The sequence below is a fragment of the Cellvibrio sp. QJXJ genome (assembly GCF_024452345.1).
GTDB lineage: Bacteria > Pseudomonadota > Gammaproteobacteria > Pseudomonadales > Cellvibrionaceae > Cellvibrio.
In genome coordinates, this window is the sequence record NZ_CP101662.1 from 593,469 (window position 1) to 616,236 (window position 22,768).

Here is a 22,768-nt window from a genome sequence, read left to right on the forward strand (position 1 = left end):
GGCGAAACAATACGGAATACTATGACGACCGATAATTTTTTACCGCCGTTGCACGCTAATTTCCGTTATCGCTTTGATCATGTTGGCAATGAAAAGCGCCCGGTATTGGTTGTGGATAATTTTTTACACCAAGCAGAAGCCTTGGTGGGTTTTGCGGTGAAATACGGCCAATTTCGCCCCGGTGTTGATTTTTATCCCGGTATTCAGTCAAAGGTGCCGGAATTTTACGCTGCCGCGCTTGCCACACATTTGCGCGATATTATTAGTGATTGCTTTAACCTCTCGCCGGAACAAATCGAATATTCCCAATCTATTTATTCCATGGTGATGACGCCACCGGAGCACCTGAGCGTACCGCAAGCGCGCCCGCATGTGGATAGTATCAAGTCCACTAAACTCGCTGCTGTGCATTACTTGTGTACTCCGGACAAGGGTGGAACCTCGTTATATCGCCACAAAGCCACCGGTTTTGAGCGCTTGGATGAAACGCGAATGCCGCTCTACAGCGATTTTTTGGCGAAGGAAGAGCAAGACCCCGCTTGGCAAAAGCGATACATCTGCGGGACTAATGACTACTACGAGGAGATTGCCTACTACGAGGCGAATTTTAATCGCCTGATTATCTATTCTGGCGATGTTTTACATTCCGCCTCCATAGCGCCTAATTTCAATTTCACGGCTAATCCCCTTACCGGGCGTTTGACCCTGACCAGTTTCATCTACTGCAAATAGTGGCCATCCCTTAATGTCGAGGGGCGCCCATGATCCATATCAATTGTGTTTGGCGACTATTAGTGGTCAAATTCGCTGTGCTATTACAATAACCGCGGTTGATAAAACGGCTTATCAAACCTATTCGCCAGTTGTAACTAACAAGAAGAATTGACCATGCTCGACATCCCAACGACAGTAAAAGAAGTTCAGGGTATAGACCCAAACAATATACCTGCAGAGTTGCTCAGCGGTAACCAGCCCCTTGTTCTCAAGGGCATTGCGCGCGACTGGCCTCTGGTGCAAGCTGGTTTGAAGTCCCACGAGGCGGCTGACGCCTATCTGCGCCCGTTTTACAGCGGTAAAACTGTAGGCGCATTTTTTGGTCCGCCGGAAATTCAAGGCCATTATTTTTACAATCAGGATATGACGGCGCTGAATTATGTGGCTGACCGCGTGCGGCTGGATACTGTGCTTGACAATATTCTTGCCCACAAAGATGACGCTTTGCCGCCGACATTTTATGTGGGGTCAACTACGGTGGATGTCTGTTTACCGGGTTTTCGTGCGCAAAACGATTTAAAGATCCCGCAGGAAGATAATCCACTCGTGAGTATCTGGATTGGCAATAAATCGCGTATTTCCTGCCATTTTGATGCACCCGATAATCTGGCCTGTAATGTGGTGGGCAAGCGTCGGTTTACTGTTTTTCCGCCGGAGCAAGTGGAGAATCTTTACCCGGGCCCGTTGGATTTTAATCCCGCCGGGCAGCAAATTAGCCTGGTAGATTTTGTAAACCCCGACTTTGAGAAGTTTCCGCGCTTTCGCGACGCCATGGCGGCCGGGCAGGTGGCGGAACTTGAACCGGGTGATGCGCTCTACCTTCCCAGTATGTGGTGGCACCATATAGAAGGGCAGAGCTCGCTGAATGTGCTGGTGAATTACTGGTGGCGAACCGCGCCGGACTTTGTTGGCCCTGCCGTCAACGTGTTAAAACACGCTATTTTGAGCATTCGCGATTTGCCCGAGCGCGAAAAAGCGGCGTGGAAAGCACTGTTCGATTTTTATATTTTTGGCGATAACGACCGCCCGCGCGAAAATATTCCACCTGCTGTACAGGGGTTGTTGGCCCCGGTGGATGATCTCAAATCCCGCCAATTGCGCGCCTGGCTGATCAATCGTTTGAATCGTTAACCAGCAGCGCTGTATTATCCACTGCTTATTTACTGACGCGCTGAATCCACGTCGCGTCAGCTAGCAGGAAGTGCAGCGCGCTGAGTTGATATGTCGAATATTTGGTCAAGTTATAAACAATCTATTGTTGATGTCATGGGGCCGGACCAGTACAAACTGGTTCGTCGCCTCAATGAAATTGAAAAACTCGCCCGCGCGGAAAAACCCTACGCCGAATCGCTGGAGAAATGGCAGGCTCAATTAGCCCGCTCGCAAGCCACTGTGCAGCGCCGCAAAACACTGGTGCCTGAACAAATTGAGTTCCCCAATTTACCGGTTTGTGAAAAACGCGAGGAAATCGCGCAGATTATTGCCAACAATCAGGTGGTAGTGCTCGCTGGTGAAACCGGTTCGGGCAAAACCACCCAAATCCCCAAAATTTGTTTGACAATTGGTCGCGGTGTAAAAGGTTTGATTGGTCACACCCAGCCGCGTCGCATTGCAGCGAATACAGTTGCAAATCGCATTGCGGAAGAACTAAAAACCACCCTCGGTGAGAAGGTGGGCTATCAGGTTCGCTTCAGCGATCAGTCCAACGAAAATACCCTGATCAAAGTTATGACGGACGGGATTTTGTTGGCCGAAATTCAGCATGATCCCTTTCTCAATAAATACGACACGCTCATTATCGACGAAGCCCATGAGCGCAGTTTGAATATCGATTTTCTGCTCGGCTATTTAAAACAACTGCTACCGAAACGCCCCGATTTAAAATTAATTATCACCTCGGCGACTATCGATCTCGAACGCTTCTCGCAACATTTCAACAATGCCCCCATCATTGAAGTTTCTGGCCGCACTTATCCGGTTGAAGTTTGGTATCGCCCACTCTATGAATTTGAGGGTAGCGATGAGAGTGAAAACGAACCGGATCAATACGCCGCGATTGTGGACGCGGTGCACGAAATTGAATTGCATGAAAAAACCGGATCAGGCGCTCGTGGTGGCGACATACTGATATTTTTGAGCGGTGAACGTGAAATTCGCGAAGCGGCGGAAGCGTTGCGCAAAGCACAATTTGCGCACATGGAAGTGATTCCCTTTTATGCGCGTTTAAGTTTGGCCGAGCAGCAAAAAGTATTTGCGCCGCATACTGGGCGCCGAATTGTGTTGGCGACTAACGTGGCGGAAACCTCGATCACTGTGCCGGGAATTCGCTACGTAATTGACCCAGGTTTTGCACGCATCAGCCGCTATTCGTATCGCACTAAAGTACAGCGATTACCGATTGAACCCGTCTCGCAAGCGAGCGCCAATCAACGCAAAGGCCGCTGTGGTCGTGTCGCAGAAGGTATTTGTATTCGCCTGTACAGCGAAGAGGATTTTAATTCGCGCCCGGCGTTTACCGATGCAGAAATTCTGCGCACCAACCTCGCTGCTGTTATTTTGCAAATGCTGCAATTGCGTATGGGCGATATTCATAAGTTTCCCTTTATTGATGCGCCAGATCATCGTTTGATTAGCGATGGTTTTAAACTGCTGGAAGAATTGCATGCGGTAAACACCAAAAATCAATTAACACCCGTGGGGCAACAGCTGAGCAAATTGCCGCTTGATCCACGTTTGGCGCGCATGCTGTTATCTGCACAGGAGCAGTCCTGTGTGCGTGAGTTATTGATTATCGCCAGTGCGCTTTCCGTGCAAGATCCTCGCGAGCGCCCGTCAGAAAAACAGCAAGCGGCTGATCAAATGCATCGCCGGTTTTGGGTTGAACATTCGGATTTCCTTGGGTTTGTTGGCTTGTGGGACTATTTTGAAACCCAGCGGCAGGAACTCTCACAAAACCAGTTGCGCAAACTGTGTAAAAAAGAATTCCTCTCTTACTTACGCTTGCGTGAATGGCGCGATGTGCATCACCAATTGTGCGTGGCGGTGAAGGATTTGGGAATTCGTGTGAATAGCGAGCCTGCAAATTACGAGTCTATCCATAAAGCGTTGTTAACGGGTTTGCTTGGCAACCTTGGTTTTAATCACGAAGAGCGCGAATATTTAGGTGCGCGCAATCGCAAGTTTTCGATTTTTCCCGGTTCATCCTTAGTGAAAAAAACACCTAAATGGATTATGGCGGCGGAACTGATTGAAACCTCCAAGTTGTTTGCGCACACGGTTGCCAAAATAGAACCGGAGTGGATCACGGCGGCGGCTGAGCATTTAATCAAACGCCAGCATTTTGAACCGCACTACGACAGCCGTAGCGGGCAGGTGATGGTGTTTGAAAAAATCACGCTCTATGGTTTAACCATTGTGGAGAAAAAGTCCGTCAGCTATAGCCATATAGACCCTGCGCAATGCCGCGAGGTGTTTATTCGTGCCGCGCTGGTGGAAGGGCAATACGATCAACACCCCAAACGCAAAAGCCTGCGCAATAAAAATCCTGAAACCGATTTTTTTGCGCATCAATTACAATTACTGGCCGAATTGGAAGAGCTGGAATCCAAAGCGCGTCGTCGCGATATTGTGGTAGATGAGCAGGTGATTTTTGATTTTTACAATGAGCGAATTCCTGTTCATGTAGTTAACCTTGCTGGGTTTGAGGCATGGCGCAAAAAAGCGGAGCAGGAAAAACCCAAGCTATTATTTCTCACCCGCGAAATACTCATGCGCCACGGCGCGGGCGATATCACCCAAGCCCAATTTCCCAATGAATTGGAATGGCGCGGCATGGTATTTCCATTGAGCTATCACTTTGAACCTAATCATGCGTTTGATGGTGTAAGCATCCATGTGCCGATGAGTGTTTTGCATCAAGTGCCAGAGCAGCGCTTGGAATGGTTAGTGCCGGGTATGCTGCGTGAAAAATGTATTGGTTTGATTAAATCCCTGCCCAAAAACCTGCGTAAACATTTTGTACCGGTACCCGATGTGGTGGATAAAATTCTCGCCACACTTGCGCCTGATAACAAACCACTCAGCGAAGCGCTCACACAGCAGTTAAAACGGCTAACCGGTGTTGATATACCCAAAGAAGCTTGGTTAGAAACCAGTGTGGACGATTACTACCGCTTTAATATCCACGTGGTGGACGACAAGGGAAAAATTATTGCCAGTGGGCGTGACTTGACACCGCTGCGCGATAAATACCGCGAGCGAGTGCAACAAAATATTCAATCGGCCGCCACCGATATCGAACGCGATGGAATTATTGCGTGGGATTTCGCCGAACTTCCGCAAGCTATTCAGCTGCCGCGCGGTGGCATTAGTATTCGCGCTTATCCTGCATTAGTTGATAAACAAACTTCGGTGGCGCTGCAGGTACTGGATAACCCTTTGCAAGCACTGGATTTAACCCAGCGCGGCATAACGCGGTTGATTTTTTTAGCGCTGAACCAAACTGTTAAATACTTGCAGAAAGAATTATTAAAAGGGCAAGAGGTTGCGCTCACGCTAGCGGGCATTGGTAATCGCGATCAGGTAGCGGATGATTTAATCATGGCGGCAATTAAACAATTAGCGCTCGCCGATCAACAACAATTGCCCCGTAGTCACGCGGCGTTTGAGGTGGCGGTAAATCTCGTCAAGGATAAACTCATCCTGCAAGCACAAGAACTCGCCAGCCAATTAATCGCCAGTTTGAAGTTATTGGTAGAAATTAAAAAGCAGCTTAAACAGCAAAAAAATATGCTGATGCTGGCATTCACCATCAGCGATATCAATCACCAATTAACCCAGTTGTTTTATCCCGGTTTGGTATATAAAACCCCGGCACTGTGGCTGCACCAATACCCCAAATATATGCGGGGGATCCAGCAGCGGTTGGAAAAGGCGGCACTCAACCCGCAAAAAGACAAACTGCAATTGGCCGAGGTGGGGCCCCATTGGCAGCGGCTGGTGGATTATTTAGCCAAGGAGGGGGATTATCGCCTTGCGCAGAATAGCGAGCTTCTGGAGTACCGCTGGTGGATCGAGGAGCTGCGTATTTCGCTTTTTGCACAGACCCTGAAAACCCAGGTACCGGTCTCAGATAAGCGTTTGGATAAACAGTGGGAGCAGGCTATGCTTGTGGCTCAGGGCTAACCAAGGGGGGCACCAAAAAAATCTGTAACAAATTCGCGGTAGCGGATTCTATAGTGCAACCAGTCGCTAGAGTTGGTTAGTTCATTTGTTGATTGTCTATTCCGGTGATTGTCCATTCCGGTTATTGCCACTTCCACATCAGGTATTAATACAACGGAGTCTTTTTATGAATAACAAAATATCTTCTATGTCTGCATTAATGGGTGTTGCATTTGCTGCTTCTGCCACGCTTTCACCCCTGGCTTCTGCGGATACCAGCTTTACCGCCACTTCACTCAATGCCGGTTATACCTTGGCTGATAACCATGCGGGTAAAACCGAGGGTGAGCACAAGTGCGGCGAAGCAAAGTGTGGCGCTGAGCATAAAAAAGCCGATGGTGAAGGCAAATGCGGCGAGGGCAAGTGCGGCGCCGAGCATAAAAAAGCAGACGGTGAAGGCAAATGTGGCGAAGGTAAGTGCGGTGAAGGTAAGTGCGGTGCCGATAAAAAAGCTGCAGGTGAAGGCAAGTGTGGCGAAGGCAAATGCGGCGCGGATAAAAAAGCAGAGTAATGAGCCAGTTGTTACCCACAAATTATGTGGCTCCCATCTCCGGTGCAGGTTTGGGCCTGCGCCGGAGTTTGCTTGATACCCTTGAGCAATCCACGCCTGATGACATCCAATTTATGGAGGTTGCACCGGAAAATTGGATTAATCTTGGTGGGCGTCTGGGTAAAAAATTCCGCCGTTACACTGAACGTTTTCCGTTTGTGTGCCATGGCTTATCGCTTTCTATTGGTTCACCTGCACCGCTAAATACCGAACTATTGCACGCTATAAAAAAGTTGATGCAAGAACATGGTATTCGTTATTACAGCGAACATTTAAGTTATTGCTCTGACGATGGTCAGCTATACGATTTGTTGCCTATTCCATTTACGGAAGAGGCTGTCGATTATGTTGCTGCACGCATTCAGCAAGCGCAGGATATTTTGGGGCAACGTATCGCGATAGAAAATTCATCCTATTATTGCGCGCCGCAACAAGAGATGAGTGAGAGTGAATTTATTAATGCGGTAATTAAAAAAGCGGATTGTGCGCTGTTGCTGGATGTTAATAATATCTACGTGAACAGTATCAATCATCGCTATGATCCCTTTGAGTTTTTGGCCAGTTTGCCTGGTGAGCGCACAGCGTATATTCATATCGCAGGGCATTATGAAGAGGCTGACGATTTACGGGTAGATACACACGGTACAGCAATCATTGACTCTGTATGGGCGCTGCTTGAAAAAAGTTATGCGCTCTTTGGCGTAAAGCCGACCCTGCTCGAACGCGATTTTAATATTCCACCTTTGCCTGAATTGATGAGTGAATTGGACTTCATCAAACAGCGCCAGTCACAATGTTTGTAACATGAAATCCTTTCAGCAAACTCAAATGGATTTCGCCCGCTATTTGCGCGCACCGGATGAATACGCAATACCCGCCGCGATGGAAGCGCGACGCATGGAAATTTATCGCGATCTGATTTACAACAATATTGAAAATTTAGTCGCCGGCGTATTTCCGGTATTGCGCTCATTGCTGAATGATGAGTAATGGCATGGCTTGGTACGGCAATTTATCCAACATCACCGCTGCCAAACCCCTTATTTTTTGGAAATCAGTGAAGAGTTTTTACAGTTCCTTACCCAGTCTGCGCATTTATTGCCTGAATTGCCTTTTATATGTGAATTGGCGCATTACGAATGGGTTGAATTGGCGCTGGATATCAGTGAGGCGCAGCTGCCAGAGTACAAATTAGTTACAAATGACATTTTTGCCGCCAGTTTTTGTGTGTCCCCCTTGGCGATTGCATTGCATTATCAATATCCCGTCCATAAAATTTCCCCGCATTTTAAACCGATGCTACCCGAGCCGGTAGATTTGGTCGTCTACCGTAACAGCGCCGATAAAGTTTGCTTTATGGCTGTTAATTCCATGACTTTGCGTCTACTTTATTTGATGCAAGCTAATACAGGCTCTTCTTTGAGCGAACTATTGACAATGATTGCCGGGGAGATAAGTCCTCCTCATCCTGAGCAATTTACGTCTGATGCTGGGTCGCTTGTGAAAGAGTTATGCGAACTGGGTGTAGTTCACCCGGCGGTGTAATCGGCTATTATTGCGCGCTGTCATAATTCTGTAATCTTAGATTCACATAATGGCAACAACAGTGACACACAAGTGTCATTTTTGACTAACGACCAGTGTTCAGGATTTGAACACATCATCATCTCTAGGAGACGACTCCATGAAAAAATCATTACTGGCCTTTGCAGTGGCCTCTCTTTTCCCAATGGCTGCAGTTGCCGATGTTATTGTTTACGGTAAGGCGAATGTTTCTATTCAGCATGCTGATGAGCAAGCAACAGATGTTAGCCAAATTGAATTGGTTAGCAATAATTCGCGTATTGGTCTGAAAGGTGGCGAAGACATTAACTCCAGCCTGAAAGTGATTTATCAGTTCGAGTATCAAACTGAAGTGGACGATGGTACTAACGGTACCCAAACTTTTGGTCAGCGTAATATTTACCTGGGTTTGCAAGGCACAGCCGGTACTTTTATTGGTGGTCATTTCGATACTCCTACTAGAGTCGCGCAAGAGAAAATTGACCTGTTCAATGACCTTGAAGGTGATATCACCCAAATTTTCAAAGGTGAAATTCGCGCAAGTAATATCGTGCAATACACCACCCCAACCTTTGGCGGCGGTTTTGCTGGTTCGGTTGCTTATGTAACTGAAGAGAACAATGGCACTACACCAAGAACTGGTGATGGTGCAGGTGTTTCCGCATCCTTTGGTTATAATTCACCCGTGTTCTACGTTGGTGTTGCTATGGATCAAGACGTGGAAGCTGAAGATACTGACTTGGTTCGTTTGGTTGGCCGCTTGAACGTTGGTGCTTTCCAGTTCGGTTTGTTGGCTGAAAACTACGACAATGGCATTGTTGATGAAGATGGTGCATTGGTTTCAGCCTTGTGGAACCTGACTGATAAGTGGGTGGCAAAAGCTCAATATGGTCAGTCCGAAGTTAAAATGGCCGATGGTGAAACTGCAAGCATTGGCGTTGATTATAAAATGACAAAAGCAGCTACTCTCTACTCTTATGTCACCACAGTAGAAAACGATGTAATCGCTCCTGCTTCGCAGCGCGATGACACCTATGTGGGTGTAGGTATGGATTTTAAATTCTAATTCTGTGGTTTGCTGATCACAAAGGGTGCTTCGGCACCCTTTGTTGTTTTTGAAAGATATACAAAATCGAGGTTAAACAATGAAAAAATTATGCTGCTCCCTGTTAGTAATCTGGCTGGCTACTGGTGGCATATCAGCGGCATTTGCTGAAGAGGAATGTGCTAATGCCGTTGATGCCGCCGATTCAATGAATGTAAATCAAAAAGACTGTGATTATAGTGATAAAGGATTAAATGGCTTTTTGCAAAAAGCCTTTAAAAAAGGCAGCGAGGGTGCGGTACTCAACACATCCACTGAAGTGAACGGTGAGCAAGCGGCGAGTAAGGTTGCAGCTGAAGAAAATATTTCTGCGCCTAGCGAAAAAATAGTATTGAGTGTTGAAGTAGAACAGTGGGCGAATGTTGGGCTGGCTAAAAATCAATTATTACAAAAGGTTATGGAGCGTTGTAGCAAGGGTTTTAATGTGCAGGGAGAAACCTATCGTCCGTTACCTATGGGACGTATAGAATTGAGCTTGGAATACCATTGTTTGTAAATTCTTAATCTGATTTTAGATTAATGATTAATTTTTAAATGAAAAAGGCCGCAACAAGTGCGGCCTTTTTGTTGAGCATTGATTGTTGCTTATTTTTTGTAATTCACCACTGCGATGTAGTGCATAGCGGTGGGAGTGTCTTGTACAAAGCCTGGGATAAACTTCGACTTTTTCAGCGCACTTTCAATATTTGCCGCATCGGATTGTTTGCGCATGGCGGCTTCCAGCGTGCTTACGGTTTCCACTTTGCCATCTGCTTCGATATTTGCCATAACACGTGTCATCTTCCCGTCAGCAAAAAATAACTTTCCATCACCGCGCTCTTTAGTACTGTAATGGGCATACCAGTCGCTAGTGTCGAGCCTTTCTTGCGGAGCGTAGTAGTGGGTACCGTATTTGGCTTGCAGTGTTCCCAGGTTAGGTAGCAACACTATAGGAGCTTGGGTTCCGCCCAGTGAATAAACTACCCGCATCTGCATTCTTACAGGCACCGCTTTGCCATCAATAGTTGCCGGTTCAAAGGTTGATGATTTCAGTGCTGACTCTGTTACTTTCTGCATTGAAACTTTAGGGCTGCTTTCATAACAATTTACGTTGTTAATTAAACCACTGGTGAGAACATCTGCCTGGCAGTAAACCGCAACTGTACGTACACCTTCACCAAAGGAGGTGGGTAATGTGATTTGTTTGCTCAGGGTTTCTTCTGCGTTGCCAAATTTTGCGGGAGTATAAGCAGCTGCGTAGCTCGCTAATGGGGCAATAGCCGCTAACATTACCAGTGAGCGAATCATTTTTTTAAGAATAGTGTTGGTCATAGTGTGCTCCTCGTGAATCATTAATGCGGTTATCTGCACCCTTGTGGGTCAAGATCGCCGTCTTCATGGTTAGATTAGCACCGCACCTAGCACACCAATGTGAATAGTTTGTGACAAATTTGGGTGTAAACAGAAAAAATATAAAAATTTTTAGTTATTTGGAGCGGGATGTTTAAAAACAACAAAGCCACTCGCAAGTGGCTTTGTTGTACCCTGTAAAATCAACCGTTTGTTTTAAAAAGTGTATTTCACTTCCAGACTGACACTGGTGCCTACGTCTTGTTCCAAAATGGTAACGGTGTTGCCATTTGAGTTGGTTTGTTCAAAAGTACGTTTTTCATCGAGAATATTGTCGATTTTCAACTTGGTAGTGAACAACTCTGTGGGATAAAACGAGTAGACAATATTGAGTGAATTAAACGGTTGTTCAAACGCATCGTCGTGACCATTGTTGTTGGAGGCGTAGTAAACACGCTCGCCAAAGAGGTTGTAGGCCAGAGCGACTGTGTGCATGCCGTCATCCGAATCAAAACCCAGCTGACCGTTAAACATATAATCAGATTGGCCGGTCATTTGACGTTTGATATTGGTGAAACCACCACCTTCAGGTGAAATAATTTCGGAATCGGTCAAGGTCAGGTTACCGGTCACAAAAAAGCCCGCGCCTAATTCTTTCAAGCCTTCAAATTCCAGGCCAGTGATTTCACCGGAGACGGCGTTGTAAAAGGTCAGCAAAATTGAATCGTCCGAACCGGGAACGCGGCTTTGTTCAATCGGATTGGTGATGTCTTTGTAGAACAGCGACAAGGTAAAGTTATCGCCATTGTCGTACACCCATTCGCTGCGTAAATCAAAATGATCTATATCTGATGTTTGCAGGCGCGAATTACCTTGTACTTGAATGCCCAGTTCCGGGTCTATGTAGTAAACATCTGAGACTTCACGTAAATCCGGGCGAACCAGTGTTTGAGCAAAGCTGGCGCGAACTTGAAAGTCCTGCGCACCCATAAAACCGGAATTCATGTAGGTAACAGCCAATGATGGATACCAACCATCATCGCGCAGGGCAAACTTCTGGTCGTCTTCCTGAATTTCATCGATGATTTTGTCGATGCTCTCGCCGCTGTAATCGAGCAAATCAACCGGCAACAAGGCTTGGCGGAAATCCTCGTAACGCGCACCACCGGTGACACGAATGGTTTCATTCCATTTCAAGTCAAACATACCGTAAGCCGCGTCAGTCATTTGTGCAGCGATATAACTTTCGGTGCCCAAGCCACCGCCTACCGTAAATTCAAACGGTGAATTCAAATCAGTGAGCTTGGCATCGGTTAGTACGTTGCCCGGTGTGCCTTGCAATACGCTGGAGGAAACTCCAATGGCGTTGATGTTAGCGGTGTAGCCGTAGTATTCGCGCACTTTGTCGTTGTAGTTGTAACCACCTGAAAACGTGATTTCGGTATTGTCGAACAACAGCGGCACAGCAACATCAAAACCATAGTTTTCTACATCGTCAGCCAGTGATAAGAATGAATAGGTGGCAGCAGATGAGGTAGCCAGTATTTGGGTATTGGTCACTTCTCCGGTGAGCGCGTCAATGTTATTGAGGCCCTTGACGGCAGCCTTACCTGGGATGTCGGTTTCTGCGCTGGAATCGGAATACACCCAATCAACCATTACGTCACCCAGCAGGCCGCCGCTGAGTTGATCCAGTTTGTGTTCGCCCAAGAACTGCAACACTTCCAGTGAGCGCTCCTCATAGCGAGTGATGTAATCAACGGTTTGACGACCGTCTTGCGCGCGGTTGCTGGCATCGTGACCAGTTTCAATCTGCGCTTCATCTTCGCGGTTATCAATCTTGTAGCCATTCATTTCCAGATTGTGCATACCCTGGTAGTCGATACCCAAGTTAACTGCTACCAGGTCACTGCGTTCTTCAACGGTACGATCTGTTTCAGAATAGATTTGGTCAGGGTCGCCGATGGCTTGGCGGCGCTGGTTTTTATTGCGGGTTTCATTGTCGTAACTGGCGTTCAGCATTGCGCCGATACTCCAGTCATCGTTGATGTCCCACGCGTTGCCCAAGGCAACACTGGTGCTGACGTCGACGGGGATAGATTTCTTTTCGATTTCGATATTGCGATCGAGGTTGAGCATTAATTCGCGGTTAATAGTGCGCGCTTGGGTCAATTGTTCTGCAGTCGGTGAGCCGCCGTTGGTGTCGATGATGTCGACAATACCGTTGACATTGACTTTACCCTGATAGAGATCGAGTGCTTGATCAATTGCTTTTGGTAAACCGCTGGTTGATCCGCCGCTGCGGTAAGAAAGACCGTCATCGCTGCTTTCGCTGTTCATGCCGGTACCGACGGAGAGTTCAAAGACCAGCTCATCGGGAATGCTTTTGGTGCGGATATCCACATTACCACCGCCAAAATGCGCGGGTAGGTCGGGTGAGTAGGATTTTTGTACTTTGAGGGTGCGCACTATGGATGCAGGAATGCCATCCAAGGGCAATACATTGCGCGTTAATTCGGGGGAGGGCACAGCGGCGCCATTTAGCAGCACGCTGGAGTAGCGTTCACCCAAACCGCGAACATACACATATTGATTGTCGATCAGCGTAATACCGGGTACACGCAGCAAGGCGGTTGCAACATTTGAATCGCCAACGCGGGAGATTTGTTCACTGCCAAGAATGTCAGCAGCGAAGGGTTCTTGCAGGCGTTGATCAACCACTGATTGGGCACCGCTCATCAGTCGTCCGGTAACTAACATCTCTTCCAATACCGGCGCTTCAATTGCGGGCATGGGAACTGACATGCCGGTGTTTTCGTTATCCTGCGCAAAGCTGCCAGCAGAACCAGAGGCAGCAGCAATCGCTAAAAATAAAGTGTGTTTGCGTAAACTATTTGTTTGCATGATCCTGACCTTTTTCAATGCAGTTCATCTGAACGAGAGCGGCGCTAAACGCCTGTGGCTTCAAGAAGAGAGGCGCCCTTAGGCGCCTCTCGTCACTGCCAGCAACCTAGCGGTTCAATTCCCCTGAATTATTCGCTCAGGCCTACAGTCCAGCCTTCAGTCCAGTCGCTACCGGCTTTCACGGCACCGATGAAATCAACAGCGGTGAAGAAGCTGCTGCTACCGGCGCTGCCCAGAGCAGGTGCTGCGCCAGCCTCAAACTCGTCTTCCAAACGGGTCACATCGTAGGCAGGAATGCTGATTCCAGCGGCATTACCGTCAGCAAAGGCTGCAGCTGTAATGTAAGCACGGTTGTTGGTAGCAAGGTCTGCGAGGATGGTGACGGGCAAGGTACCAGCAACCGAACCGTTAACTACTACGTTGTTAGCGTTAGGTGCTGTGTTCAGCCAAGTAGCTAAAGAGAAGTCACTATTGGCTGGATTGACACCTTGTTTCAGTGCTTCGGTACAGGCAATGAAGTTGCTTGCAGCAACAGACCAGCCTGCTTTGGCGCCAGCGATGGTCTCTGGGCCTTCAGAGTCGATAATTTCCAGGCACTCGTTAGAGCTCATGCCATCAGCACTTGAGGTCACGATAGAGTTGTACATCTCAAAGAAAGCGCCTTCACGGAACACGGGGCCTTCAGAGTCGCCTTTAGATGAAGGTTGATCACCTTGGCCAGCATCTACGTTGGAGGTTAAGCAGGTCAGGTTAGAGATACGGCCTTTGGTCAGCGGCGCTATACCATCGCCACGGCCTGAACCGGTGTTGTCGGCTTCCACACAGGTATTCCCGCCAGAAGTTGCTACTGAAAGTGCAAATTGGATATTGCCAGTCCAGCCTTCAGAGAAGTCAAAAGTGTCATCACCCACGTTAACGCCAACGACGTGTTTCAGGTCTACCGCACCACCAAACATTTCAAAACCATCATCTTGAGTGGTGTAGGTTTGAACGTATTCGATACGGGTACCTGAACCAACAGCGTTCAGAGTCAAACCATTCAACTCGCTGCCTTCCACAACTTCGTAACCAGCGTGTTTGATAACGACATAACGCAAGCTGCCAGAGTTTTCAGCATTGTTGTTACCACCGTAAGCGGCTGGGCGACCTTCTGCTGTGGCGTGACAGTTGTGAGGGTTTGCACCGCTTGGCTGACGTTCTGCGTCTGAACATTTATTAGTGAGGCCGTTACCGTTAATTTGTACACCGCCCCACAGACCGCGGTCGGCTTCGGTGCCCGCATTGTCGCGCAGGTCAGTTACTGAGCTGAATACGATAGGTTTGGCTGCGGTACCTTCTGCAACAATGCGTGAGCCACGGGCAATACGCACATAATCTTCCGATGCAGAGAACGCCAGTTTGGCTCCAGCCGCAATAGTGAGGGTTGGGCCTTCACCGTCTTGTGGTACGCGGATGCCAGAAGCGGCGGCACTGGCGTTAACATCTTCACCAACAAAGAGGCTATCTTCAAAAATGTGCAGGCCGTTGTTTGCCAACTCTGGAATAAACAAGTCTTCGGTCAAAGGGCGAGAGTCGCTCACAAAGCTTGCTGCGTAAGTACAGTTGCCTGAAGCAAAAATACCTTGGAAAACTTGACCGGCAGCGGTGTATTTGGCGCAAGGGTTAACTTCAGCAACTGGGCCACCTTCAACAACGGTGTTGTTAGAATCGATCACCGTGTTGCTCGGGTTCAAATTAATATCGCCACCGCCACAGGCTGCCAAGGTTGCCGCCATTACATTCAGTGCAAAAATATTCTTCAGTTTCATGAGTTCACTCTCTTCTCAGTTGTCACAAGGGTGTATGGAAAATCGTTGCGCTGTTTTGGTCCCTAGCGCTTAGGTGACGCTATCTTTGATGACAAATGTGAAACTTGGGCGACAAAACGATGAAGCTTTTGTTGCGAAAAAATGGCAGAAATATTTCATTGGTGGCGCGGGAGTGAACTGTTTGTGGTGCCAAGGCGAATATAGGCAGCATCGCTAAATGCACCTAAGAGGGATCACTTAATCTTTTGCAGTTGCTCGTGACACTTGTCAGTAATCGTTGTCCAACAGGTCGGGTGGTAGGTCTTGAGTGTTAATTGAGTTGAGCGCTTTCCGGCGATTCGCTAAAGTGGCGCGCCTCGATAGCAGTTTCCGGCCTGCTTACCTCCAATTCTGTTTTGACTTTGTCGCTGTGGCGACACTCAGGGATTTTATGACGCCTATCCGTAAACCAATCGCTCTTGTGCTGCTAACACTTTTACCTTCAGCCGTTTGTTATGCGCAGGATGAAAAAAATCCAGACCCTTGGCAGGGGTGGAATCGTGCGGTTTTCAATTTTAACGACCGCGTTGATCGCTGGTTCCTGAAACCGCTGGCTAAAGGGTATAAAGCCGTTACTCCCGATCCGATTGAAGTGGGCGTAAGCAATATATTTTCCAATATAGGTGAGGTACCCAACGTTATTAACGGCGCGCTCCAGGGCGACCTCAAGGGTGCCGGGTATGATACAGGCCGCTTTTTAGTGAATAGCACCTTGGGTCTGGGTGGTTTGCTGGATGTTGCCAAGCATATGAACCTGCCAGCCGATACCCCGGAAGATTTTGGCCAAACCTTGGCCACTTGGGGTGTAGGGCAGGGACCATATTTGGTATTGCCACTGCTTGGTCCAAGTACAGTGCGCGATACGGCTGGCATGCCCGTCAATTGGTATACCGACCCCACTACTTATATTTCCCACGAGCGCACCGAAATCAGTGTGAAAGCATTGTCGATTCTTGACGCACGCGCTGGCCTGTTGGAGCTTGAAAAAAATATCACCGGAGATCGCTACGTATTTATTCGTGATGTATACCTGCAGCGCCGTGCATATCTTGTTAACAATGGCGAGGTGACGGACGACTTTGGTGATGAGGATTTTAGCGAGGAAGATTTTGAAGGTGATTTCTAGCTATCGCTTTATAACCTGTTGATTCGCAATAAAAAAACGGCTACTTGGTAGCCGTTTTTTATAGTGTGTATCGAACCCTTATTCAGTGAAGCCGTTCAGGGCAAAATATTAATAATTTCCAACCCCAACAAATGCCCGCCATTGTCTGAGGGCACTGAGCGAACCACTTTGGCATTGGCTTTCAGTGTAGGGTTGTGGCCGTGATCTGAGGAGACTTCTACTTCTACCTGGGTGCCTATTGCGAGCGCCTGTTGTGCTTCCACTTGCAGGCCGCCGCCACTTAAATCCAGACATAGGCCGTCAATAACCTCTGATTCGGCGGCAATTTTAGCGTTTAGTGGAGCACCGATTTTCATCCGGATAAAATCGCGCTTTTCGCTGTAAGCCTTGTCATTGATCCCCATAGCATGTTCCTCGTTATTGGTTACTTCATATTGGACTTGGGTTTTGCTTGGTCTAAAAAGTCAAATTGAGTGTAGCACAGGCGCTTAAATAGCCAGTTTTGCCGGGCGAAAAAAAACCGCGACTGGCGCGGTTTTTTTTTAAGTCGTGTATCAGCAAAAGCCAATTAACGCTCCAGATATTGCAACTTACCGGGGACACCATCCCATTCTTCCGCATCAGCGGGAGAGTCTTTGATCTCGGTGATGTTTGGCCATACCTGCGCCAACTCGGCGTTCAACTCCAGGAATACCGCTTGATCTTCCGGTAATTCGTCCTCTGAGAAGATGGCGCCAACTGGGCACTCAGGCTCACACAATGCGCAGTCAATACACTCGTCCGGGTGAATCACCAAAAAATTGGGGCCTTCGTAGAAGCAATCTACCGGGCATACTTCCACACAGTCTGTGTGCTTACATTTAATGCAATTTTCCCCAACTACAAACGTCATAGGAGACTCCCACAGGTAACAGAATTCGATAGTTAACGCGCGCAACAAAATGGCGCTCAAACAAGAGCGCGCATTCTAAACAGCATCCACCGGTTTGGGTAGGCTTTTGCCGGCGAAAATCAGCAGAAAAGCCGCGAAAACAGCGGCAAAAAGCGATAGTTGAGAATGGTTCCTTTTAACAGCTATTTTCCCTTGGCGTAGAGTTCTTTCAGGCGATACAACTGCTCCAGCGCTTCACGCGGGCTGAGGTTATCGGGATTGATTTTATGCAGTGCCGCCAGCGCCGGATTGGGCAATGCATCGAACAGACCTGACTGCAACGGCGACACAAGTGTAGTAACTAAATCATTAGTTTGTTGTACAGCCTCTGCCACTGTAATACTTGGGGCTGCTACCGAAGGAGATGATTTAATCGAATGCGGATGTTCGCCATTCTCCAGCAGATGCAACTGTTGCTGCGCTTCCGCCAATACTTGCGCGGGAATACCTGCAAGTTTTGCCACCTGCAAACCATAACTTTTGCTGGCTGGCCCTTCCTGTACTTTGTGCAGGAACACAATATTGTCTTTGTGCTCGGTTGCATTCAAATGCACGTTGGCGATGCCTGTCACGGTTTCCGGCAGTGTCGTAATTTCAAAATAGTGAGTGGCGAATAAAGTAAACGCGCGCACTTTTTCGGCGAGATGTTTTGCGCAGGCCCACGCAAGCGACAAACCATCGAAGGTGCTCGTGCCACGCCCGATTTCATCCATCAATACCAAACTGCGCTCGGTAGCGTTATGCAAAATATTCGCAGTCTCCGTCATCTCCACCATAAAGGTTGAGCGGCCACCGGCTAAATCATCCGCTGAACCAATACGGGTAAAAATGCGGTCCACAATTCCAATCGCCGCTTTTTGCGCAGGCACAAAACTGCCAATGTGTGCGAGCAGTGTGATCAACGCTGCCTGCCGCATATAAGTCGATTTACCGCCCATATTCGGGCCGGTGATGATAAGCATATGGCGCTGCGGATTAAATTCCAGATCGTTCGGCACAAAGGGCGCTGATGTCACTTGCTCAACCACCGGGTGGCGGCCGCCAATAATATTAATGCCGGCGCGCAAGGATAATTCCGGCTTGCAAAAACCGAGTGCATCGGCGCGTTCGGCGAGTGTGGCGAGCACATCCAATTCGGCAACGGCAGCCGCTGAATCCTGCAATGGAATTAATTGCACGTTCAAAATATCAATCAATTCTTCGTAGAGAGCTTTTTCGCGCGCAAGCGCACGGCTCTGTGCCGATAGTGCTTTATCTTCAAATTCTTTTAGTTCGGGGGTGATGTAACGCTCGGCATTTTTTAAGGTTTGGCGACGAATATAATCCGCAGGTGCTTTTTCCGATTGCGCCGTGGTCAACTCAATAAAATAACCGTGCACACGGTTGTAGCCGACTTTTAATGTCGGGATACCCGTGCGCTCGCGTTCACGTGTTTCCAAATCCAATAAATACTGGCCAGCATTCGTGCTGATATTGCGCAGATCATCCAGCTCGGCATCGTAACCTTCAGCGATAACACCGCCGTCGCGAATCACCACCGGTGGGTTTTCAATAATCGCGCGCGATAACAATTCCACTAAATCAGGAAATGTGGAAATTTGTTGCGCAAGTTTTTTTAATTGTGGAGATTTTTTTTGTACAAGTTCATTTTGTAATTCAGGGTAAGTACCAATCGACATCAATAACCGCGATAAATCGCGCGGGCGCGCTGAGCGCAATGCAAGGCGACCGAGAATGCGCTCCATATCACCGACACGTTTTAAAATGCCATTAAAAATTTCAAAGGCATAATTGTGTTGCAACTCGGCGATCGCATCTTGTCGGCCGACCAATAAATCCAGATCGCGCAGCGGGCGATGTAACCAGCGGCGCAGCAAGCGGCTTCCCATACTGGTTGCAGCGCGATTCAACACCGAAAATAATGTATGTTCATCGCCACCGGTTAAATTAATATCCAATTCCAAATTGCGGCGTGTCGCTGCATCCATAATTACCGCTTCATCGCGGTTTTCATGGGCGAGGCTGCGTACATGGGGCAGGGCGGTACGTTGGGTTTCACGCGCATAACTTAATAAGCAGCCAGCGGCGCAAAGCGCGGTTGTTAAATGATCGCAACCAAAGCCCGCTAAATCTTTGGTAGAGAATTGTTGGATCAACAACCGCTCGGCGGTTTCCAAATCAAATTCCCAGGGGCCGCGGCGGCGCAAACCTTTGCGGTTTTCCACCAATGCCGGTGTGGTGATATGATCGCTAATCAATAATTCGGCAGGACTCAAGCGCTGTAATTCTCCGAGCGCCGATTCCAAACCTTCCACTTCCAATACCAGAAAGCGGCCACTGGCCATATCCAGTGAGGCGATTCCAAAGGTCTCGCCGGATTGATGCAATGCCACCAATAAATTATCGCGGCGCGAATCCAGCAATGCTTCATCGCTCACAGTACCCGGCGTCACAATGCGCATCACCTTGCGTTCAACCGGCCCTTTGCTGGTGGCCGGGTCGCCAATTTGTTCGCACACGGCTACGGAAATTCCCTCTTTCACCAATTTGGCTAGATAGCCATCAGCGGAATGAAACGGAATGCCCGCCATGGGAATCGGCTCGCCATTGGACTTGCCGCGCGCGGTGAGGGTGATGTCCAAAATTTGGGATGCGCGCTTTGCATCATCAAAAAACAGCTCGTAAAAATCCCCCATGCGATAAAACACTATCTCGTCTTTATGTTGGGCTTTGATGCGCAAGTACTGCTGCATCATAGGTGTGTGCTGGTCTGTTGGTTCGATTGTATTCATTGCTTAAGTATCTTTTAAGGTATTGATTTAAAAGTAAATAAATTCATTTTGGTGATGGGTGTGATACATCATGAGGCACCCTGATACAACCTGTAATCGCACTAATCAGTATAGGTTGAAGTATAGGTTGTTTGAGGTATGATCACTCTTACAAAACAACCTATACTAATTTTAAAATCCTTCACTAATTCAGAGGCTTGGATTGACGATGCAGATTACTCCCCAAGATGATAAGCCAGCCAAAGCTCTTACCAGCAGAGCCATCGACGCCATGAAGCCTACATCAAAGGAGCTGGCCGATTCAGGTGAGAATCGCGGTCTGAGGGTAACCTGCGGTGCAAAAGGGATTAAGACCTTTATCTACCGCTATCGCAGTCCACTTACCAATAAATTGGTACAAATAAGTATTGGGCATTATCCCACAGTCTCGCTGGCAGAGGCGCGCCTCAAATGCGCCGAATTGAAGTTGATGCGCGCCAATGGACGCTGCCCCGCCACTGAGCAACGCGAGCGAAAAGCAGAAGAGCAGAAGGTTCAGCAAGACCTCCAAAACCAACCAAGCACATTTACTGTGACGGATCTGGTGGAGCTCTATCTCACTCAGCATATTGAAGATCGCAAGGTGAACGGAAAGATCATCTCTGGTGTTCGCAAACCCAAAGGCCAGCTTGAAACACGGCGTACACTTTATGGTGATGCGGTAAAAGTGCTGGGTGATTTGCCTGCGGTAAACGTTACTCGTAAAGACATTACCAATATGGTGATGGCGATTATCGAGCGCGGTGCCAAGGTGCAAGCTGGAAATGTATTGCGTGAACTCTCTGCTGCATACGAGTACGCAATTGGCTTGGAAAAATTGCCGGATACATTTGCCAATCCGGCATTGCTCGCAAAGGCGGGATTACGGCAGGCAAAAGTAAAATTAACCAGCGAGCGCGGCAAACGCGTTCTCTCCGAGGCGGAGTTGAAAAAGCTGCTGCAATGGTTGCCAGGCTCCGCTTATTCGACTACCCAAAAAAATGTTCTCAGATTTACTTTGTGGACTGGCTGTCGTACAGGTGAGGTCTGTGCAGCAGCGTGGAAAGATATTGATCTTGATAAAAAGACATGGCACCTCCGTGATACTAAAACGGCTGTGGAGCGTCATGTGCAATTATCTAATCAAGCCGTTGAATTCCTAAAAATGCTAAAACTAACCACCGGCGATTATTTGTTTCCCTCAATAAAAGGCAAAAAACCTCTGCAACAAAAACAACTCACTGAGCAGGCGTGGCGATTAAGAACTGATGGGCGGATGTTGGATATAGATCCTTGGACGCCACATGATTTGCGCCGCACGGTGCGTACTGGTTTATCGAGGCTGGGGTGCCCGAATGAAGTCGCGGAGGCAATTCTTGGGCATTCGCGTAGTGGAATTGAGGGGACTTATGACCTGCACAAGTATGAGAAAGAATGTGCGCATTGGTTGCAGGAATGGGCTGATTATTTAAATGCTTAGCTATTATAGGTAACAGCGGCATTTTCAATGAGCTTTTGATGGTGAGCGAGAATTATCTAGGTTGGTAATACTAACATTCCTCCATGCATCGAAGGGATTATCTGTGATCGAGTTTTGGACTTCTTGGGCTTTACTCGACACTTTCGAGTCTCTGTTTTCAGTGCGAATATGTGGGCAATCTCGCTACTAGGGGGCTGCGTGTGGGGGGTGTTGGTTGATTTGAGTGACTATTTTTAATAAAAATGACATAAAAGTATTTTTTTATAAAGTAAACACATTTATTATGTTTTGAAATAATCATTAGTGAATGGAATCGTACCTGTCGTGAATTACTTAATTAATGCCAAGTCAGTAAAATTTAGAAATTTTTTCTGTTATGCGTCTCGATATTGTGAGATTAAAATAATCTTAGAAAAAATCGCCTCAGTAGAGCCAATAAATCTAATATATGGCCTGTTGTCTGCAATAACGATGTTTGTAAATAGATTTCGTTTGCAGTTCGAAAAGAGTAGATTCAGCATCGATTATTTTAAAAGTATCAGAACACCTGCAATTGCTAAGATTAAACAATTTTTCTCTGCCGCGGTTCTTACTGGTTTTGGGGGAAACTCCAAGATTTTTTACTCTGCTAATAAGAAAATAAAGAAAACCACTTTTGATAGATCAAATTTTTTATTGCCTTACGGTTTTGTATTGATCTGTCCCTCTTGTTGTGCGCCCGGAAATAAGCCGTTTGGGTTGGGGTGGTTAATTAGTTGTGCCTCAGTGCTCGATAAGCTTCTTTTGTCCGTCATTTTTATGTTCCTCGCAACGCAAGTATTTGCAGTTATTAATCCTCTCTTCAGTCAGGCGAATATTGATAGCCCCTAAATGTTCCAAAACTTATTTTCTTTGGCTGTGCTCGGGATAGTGGCGTGTATATTGATAATCTTTGGATTTCTTCTTGCTGAATTACAAAATAAACATCAAGCATTCATTGTGAATATGGCTGACTTTGAATTTGGCGATAAGCTAAATCGGCACTTATTGGAGTTTCCGTTTCATCGTTTGGAGTTTGGGGTCGATTGATGTGCTTGGTTGATTCGGAGAGCTTACGTCAGTATATGTCCTTATAATCGGTTCATCT

Annotated in this window: 17 protein-coding genes and 1 pseudogene; 12 read left to right on the forward strand and 6 right to left on the reverse strand. The window is 47.5% G+C overall.

Annotation, left to right across the window (positions count from 1 at the left end):
• Positions 1-21 precede the first annotated feature (21 nt).
• The 9 genes and pseudogenes from NNX04_RS02670 to NNX04_RS02710 all read left to right on the forward strand — a co-directional run bounded on the left by NNX04_RS02670 (position 22) and on the right by NNX04_RS02710 (position 9,711).
• Positions 22-732, forward strand: coding sequence for a DUF6445 family protein (locus tag NNX04_RS02670; RefSeq protein ID WP_261947406.1), 711 nt, complete (start codon positions 22-24; stop codon positions 730-732).
• A 156-nt stretch (positions 733-888) separates the two neighbouring features.
• The gene (locus tag NNX04_RS02675; RefSeq protein WP_151057958.1) at positions 889-1,905 is read left to right on the forward strand and encodes a cupin-like domain-containing protein; all 1,017 of its coding nucleotides are present in this window, start codon (positions 889-891) and stop codon (positions 1,903-1,905) included.
• A gap of 90 nt (positions 1,906-1,995) precedes the next feature.
• The gene (hrpA, locus tag NNX04_RS02680; protein WP_261947407.1) at positions 1,996-5,958 is read left to right on the forward strand and encodes an ATP-dependent RNA helicase HrpA; all 3,963 of its coding nucleotides are present in this window, start codon (positions 1,996-1,998) and stop codon (positions 5,956-5,958) included.
• A 166-nt stretch (positions 5,959-6,124) separates the two neighbouring features.
• Positions 6,125-6,508 carry an HvfA family oxazolone/thioamide-modified RiPP metallophore gene (locus tag NNX04_RS02685; protein WP_261947408.1) on the forward strand — a complete coding sequence of 128 codons (384 nt, stop codon included), beginning with the start codon at positions 6,125-6,127 and terminating at the stop codon, positions 6,506-6,508.
• Positions 6,508-7,350, forward strand: coding sequence for an HvfB family MNIO-type RiPP peptide maturase (locus NNX04_RS02690; protein ID WP_261947409.1), 843 nt, complete (start codon positions 6,508-6,510; stop codon positions 7,348-7,350). Before NNX04_RS02685 ends, NNX04_RS02690 begins: the two co-directional genes overlap by 1 nt.
• Before the next feature lie 25 nt (positions 7,351-7,375).
• Positions 7,376-7,567, forward strand: a pseudogene (locus NNX04_RS22865) (HvfC/BufC family peptide modification chaperone); the annotation flags it as partial.
• A gap of 27 nt (positions 7,568-7,594) precedes the next feature.
• Positions 7,595-8,092, forward strand: a complete 498-nt coding sequence (locus tag NNX04_RS02700; RefSeq protein ID WP_261947411.1) for an HvfC family RiPP maturation protein — start codon at positions 7,595-7,597, stop codon at positions 8,090-8,092.
• Between the two features lie 139 nt (positions 8,093-8,231).
• Positions 8,232-9,176, forward strand: a complete 945-nt coding sequence (locus NNX04_RS02705; RefSeq protein ID WP_261947412.1) for a porin — start codon at positions 8,232-8,234, stop codon at positions 9,174-9,176.
• A gap of 79 nt (positions 9,177-9,255) precedes the next feature.
• A complete protein-coding gene (locus NNX04_RS02710; protein WP_261947413.1) occupies positions 9,256-9,711 on the forward strand; it encodes a hypothetical protein in 456 nt (151 codons plus the stop codon).
• An 89-nt stretch (positions 9,712-9,800) separates the two neighbouring features.
• On the opposite strand, the gene NNX04_RS02715 is transcribed toward NNX04_RS02710, so the two are convergent.
• The 3 genes from NNX04_RS02715 to NNX04_RS02725 all read right to left on the reverse strand — a co-directional run bounded on the left by NNX04_RS02715 (position 9,801) and on the right by NNX04_RS02725 (position 15,256).
• Positions 9,801-10,526 carry an energy transducer TonB gene (locus NNX04_RS02715; protein WP_040391763.1) on the reverse strand — a complete coding sequence of 242 codons (726 nt, stop codon included), beginning with the start codon at positions 10,524-10,526 and terminating at the stop codon, positions 9,801-9,803.
• A 234-nt stretch (positions 10,527-10,760) separates the two neighbouring features.
• Positions 10,761-13,448: a TonB-dependent receptor domain-containing protein gene (locus NNX04_RS02720; protein ID WP_261947414.1), complete on the reverse strand. Its 2,688-nt coding sequence runs from the start codon at positions 13,446-13,448 to the stop codon at positions 10,761-10,763.
• A gap of 128 nt (positions 13,449-13,576) precedes the next feature.
• A complete protein-coding gene (locus NNX04_RS02725; RefSeq protein ID WP_007641535.1) occupies positions 13,577-15,256 on the reverse strand; it encodes a hypothetical protein in 1,680 nt (559 codons plus the stop codon).
• Positions 15,257-15,686: 430 nt separating this feature from the next.
• On the opposite strand from NNX04_RS02725, the gene NNX04_RS02730 reads away from it, so the two are divergent.
• Positions 15,687-16,421 carry an MlaA family lipoprotein gene (locus NNX04_RS02730; RefSeq protein WP_040392053.1) on the forward strand — a complete coding sequence of 245 codons (735 nt, stop codon included), beginning with the start codon at positions 15,687-15,689 and terminating at the stop codon, positions 16,419-16,421.
• Between the two features lie 95 nt (positions 16,422-16,516).
• Here the strand turns inward: NNX04_RS02730 and NNX04_RS02735 are convergent, their stop codons facing one another.
• From NNX04_RS02735 to mutS, 3 genes are all read right to left on the reverse strand, one after another.
• Positions 16,517-16,825: a PilZ domain-containing protein gene (locus NNX04_RS02735; RefSeq protein WP_007641530.1), complete on the reverse strand. Its 309-nt coding sequence runs from the start codon at positions 16,823-16,825 to the stop codon at positions 16,517-16,519.
• A gap of 164 nt (positions 16,826-16,989) precedes the next feature.
• The gene (gene fdxA, locus NNX04_RS02740; protein WP_040391760.1) at positions 16,990-17,313 is read right to left on the reverse strand and encodes a ferredoxin FdxA; all 324 of its coding nucleotides are present in this window, start codon (positions 17,311-17,313) and stop codon (positions 16,990-16,992) included.
• A gap of 182 nt (positions 17,314-17,495) precedes the next feature.
• Positions 17,496-20,144 (reverse strand): DNA mismatch repair protein MutS, encoded by a 2,649-nt coding sequence (gene mutS / locus NNX04_RS02745; RefSeq protein WP_261947415.1) that lies wholly within the window; start codon positions 20,142-20,144, stop codon positions 17,496-17,498.
• Between the two features lie 208 nt (positions 20,145-20,352).
• On the opposite strand from mutS, the gene NNX04_RS02750 reads away from it, so the two are divergent.
• Together NNX04_RS02750 and NNX04_RS02755 are read left to right on the forward strand one after the other, a co-directional pair.
• Positions 20,353-21,642 carry a tyrosine-type recombinase/integrase gene (locus NNX04_RS02750; RefSeq protein ID WP_261947416.1) on the forward strand — a complete coding sequence of 430 codons (1,290 nt, stop codon included), beginning with the start codon at positions 20,353-20,355 and terminating at the stop codon, positions 21,640-21,642.
• 324 nt (positions 21,643-21,966) lie between these two features.
• Entirely contained in the window at positions 21,967-22,512 is a 546-nt protein-coding gene (locus tag NNX04_RS02755; protein ID WP_261947417.1) for a hypothetical protein, read from the forward strand.
• The last annotated feature ends 256 nt before the right edge of the window (positions 22,513-22,768 follow it).